Raw genomic sequence first — 2,403 nt, 5'->3', positions numbered from 1 at the left:
ATGCCAATTCCCCGCACCATGGAGAAGATTCTGGAGCGCGAGGGGCATTAGTCAAGCGCTTGCTAATATTCGACTGGAGGCGCAAACTCGCTTGCGGTCGCTCATAGCTGGACCGCGCTCGGAAAGCTCTTAGATTGAACATTTGTTTGTCAACCGATGGGAGGACTTCGATGCATAGTTTGCGTGTTGTGATCCTCCTGGCTGGCATCGTGGTCACCTCGTCATTTGCGCAGGCAGCAGGCGACAGCATCGCCGGTCAGAAAGTCATAGTGAAATGCCAAGGGTGCCACGGCACGAATGGCCTCGGCAGAGCTCTGCCCACCGGTGGCGAAGCGCCCAATCTCGCCGGGCAGAAGTACGACTATCTCGTCCACTCGCTGATGGCTTACAAGGCCGGAGAGCGCAAGAGTTATATGATGTCGTTGGTCACTAAGAGCCTGAGCGATGAAGACATCGCCAATGCTGCGGCTTACTATGCCGCGATCAAGATTACCGTCGAAGCTCCGCAGTGACAGCGCAAAAATAGTACCGTCAAACCTTCCTCAGCCTCACCCCGGCGCCGCCACCATTTTCGGGGATGAACTCGACACCGGCCGCTTCGAGGGCGGCGCGCACGGCGGCGAGGTTGTTGACTGACGGCCATGCCGAACACCAATGTTCCGGCAGCCGGCGAAGTGTGGCCGCTGCCCAGTCAATGGCCGCAGCCGCACTGCAGATCGAGCGCAACGCCGCCATCATCACCGCAATGGCGCTCTTCATCCTTGTAGTCTCCCTTTGCGGCGAAATCCCCGTTGATTCCGTGCCTCCTTTGAACCACCGTCCCAAAATCGGGCAAAAGGCCGCGCCCGGATAAAGGATTCAGGGGGGAGCGCAATGCCCAACGCCTTCACCACTCTTGTCGGCATAGAAATTCCGATTGTCCAGGCGGCCATGGGTGGAGCTACTTCTCCGCAATTCGCCGCCGCGGTGAGCAATGCAGGCGGTCTCGGGATGCTCGCCCTCGGCTGGAGCCCGCCTGAAGCGTACGCGCAGAAATTCGGGCCACCAAGGCCCTGACCAAACGGCCGTTCGGCGTCAATCTCGTGTTGACTTATCCGCAGGAGGAGCGCCTCGCGATCTGTTTGGAAGAAGGCGTGCCGGTAGTCTCATTTTTCTGGGGCCAGGCAGGTTCGCTGACGGCTGCGGCGCATCGTGGCGGGGCAAAGGTCCTGCATACAGGAGGCGCCGAACAGGCTCTGATATCAGCCGCAGATGGTGCCGACGCAATCGTCGCGCAGGGCTGGGAGGCAGGTGGCCACGTTTACGGTACAGTTGCCACGATGGCGTTGGTTCCGACGGTTGTTGACCAGGTCGCGCCAGTCCCCGTTCTTGCTGCCGGTGGCATTGCGGATGGACGCGGTCTAGCCGCGGCGATGGCACTTGGTGCCGCGGGCACTTGGATCGGTACCCGCTTTCTTGCGAGCATCGAAGCTCCAATCCACCCGCGCTATCGCGACCGCATCCTGACAGCTAAGGAGACGGACACAGAATACGGGACTGTTTTCGATGTCGGCTGGCCCGACGCTCCGCATCGTAGCCTTCGCAACAAAACGATTGAAGCTTGGGAGGCAGCCGGACGCCCGCCGGCGGGTAGGCGTCCCCACGAAGGCGCGGTCGTTGCAAAGTCGTCATATGGCGACGTGGTTGCATACCAATCTCATACGCCGGGATCGGGTGACGAGGGCGATATCGACGCCCTTGCCCTATGGTCGGGCCAAGGCGTCAGCCTCGTCCGCCGCGTCCAGCCGGCCGCCGAGATTGTCCGCGAAATCAGCGACGAGGCGCGGGCAATCCTCGCACGGCTTGGGAACGATCCATCTTTCTAAGGCCTGCGTGGGAAGTACCGCCGATCTCAATCGCGAACTTATGGTCCGGACCCTAGTCGAACCCAAGCTGCGCTAGTCGCCTCCGGCAGTGCCTTCGGTCCATAAAAGCCGGCAATCGTCGGGTGTAAGCACGCCTTTCGAATCGATTTCTTTCAGGATCCTTGTGACCATTTCTTCAGTAGTGAAAGACAGGCTTTTCAGCTGGGCAGAAGAAAGTCTTGTCGATGAAGGAAGGCCAAAGTGGCTCGTGACCTTGCGGATCTGCTCGTCATTCATTCCGGTCCCGACGTTGGTCAAATGCAGAGCGGAATCCTGCGATCCTTTCCATGGAAATTCTACCCAGCGCTTTTGCGTCTTTATGTATTTGCTACCGACCCGCTGGCCCATCCAGAACAGCCAGATATCATCACCTTGGGGACAGAGTTCGATGAACTTGTCTTCGTCGACCGCTTCTGGCGATAGTGACTTGGGACCATAAAGAACCCCTCCCACGCCGGTGGGAAAGAGCATAATGGGTGTGTCGGAGACGTCATATGAC

General features: G+C 59.2%; 4 protein-coding genes and 1 pseudogene. 3 read left to right on the top strand and 2 right to left on the bottom strand.

Annotated features, from left to right (window positions below; all coding sequences use genetic code 11):
• Positions 1-170 precede the first annotated feature (170 nt).
• Positions 171-512, top strand: a complete 342-nt coding sequence (locus ACXJ7R_RS30155; RefSeq protein ID WP_457155009.1) for a c-type cytochrome — start codon at positions 171-173, stop codon at positions 510-512.
• A gap of 19 nt (positions 513-531) precedes the next feature.
• Here ACXJ7R_RS30155 and ACXJ7R_RS30150 read toward each other — a convergent pair whose 3' ends face one another.
• Entirely contained in the window at positions 532-759 is a 228-nt protein-coding gene (locus tag ACXJ7R_RS30150; protein WP_457155008.1) for a transcriptional regulator, read from the bottom strand.
• Between the two features lie 114 nt (positions 760-873).
• Between ACXJ7R_RS30150 and ACXJ7R_RS30145 the strand changes: the two genes are divergently transcribed.
• Together ACXJ7R_RS30145 and ACXJ7R_RS30140 are read left to right on the top strand one after the other, a co-directional pair.
• Positions 874-1,056: a nitronate monooxygenase gene (locus tag ACXJ7R_RS30145; RefSeq protein ID WP_457155007.1), complete on the top strand. Its 183-nt coding sequence runs from the start codon at positions 874-876 to the stop codon at positions 1,054-1,056.
• Positions 1,035-1,865, top strand: coding sequence for an NAD(P)H-dependent flavin oxidoreductase (locus tag ACXJ7R_RS30140; protein ID WP_457155010.1), 831 nt, complete (start codon positions 1,035-1,037; stop codon positions 1,863-1,865). Before ACXJ7R_RS30145 ends, ACXJ7R_RS30140 begins: the two co-directional genes overlap by 22 nt.
• 72 nt (positions 1,866-1,937) lie before the next feature.
• Here ACXJ7R_RS30140 and ACXJ7R_RS30135 read toward each other — a convergent pair.
• A pseudogene (locus tag ACXJ7R_RS30135) lies at positions 1,938-2,403 on the bottom strand (acyltransferase family protein); the annotation flags it as partial.

The organism is Mesorhizobium sp. P5_C1 (assembly GCF_054049815.1).
This window is presented reverse-complemented; position numbering and strand designations above follow the sequence as displayed.

What these genes read in the sequence shown, in the direction of transcription:
- ACXJ7R_RS30145 (WP_457155007.1), top strand. Translation starts at nt 874, where the DNA reads ATGCCCAACGCCTTCACCACTCTTGTCGGCATAGAAATTCCGATTGTC.
- ACXJ7R_RS30150 (WP_457155008.1), bottom strand. Translation starts at nt 759, where the DNA reads ATGAAGAGCGCCATTGCGGTGATGATGGCGGCGTTGCGCTCGATCTGC.
- ACXJ7R_RS30155 (WP_457155009.1), top strand. Translation starts at nt 171, where the DNA reads ATGCATAGTTTGCGTGTTGTGATCCTCCTGGCTGGCATCGTGGTCACC.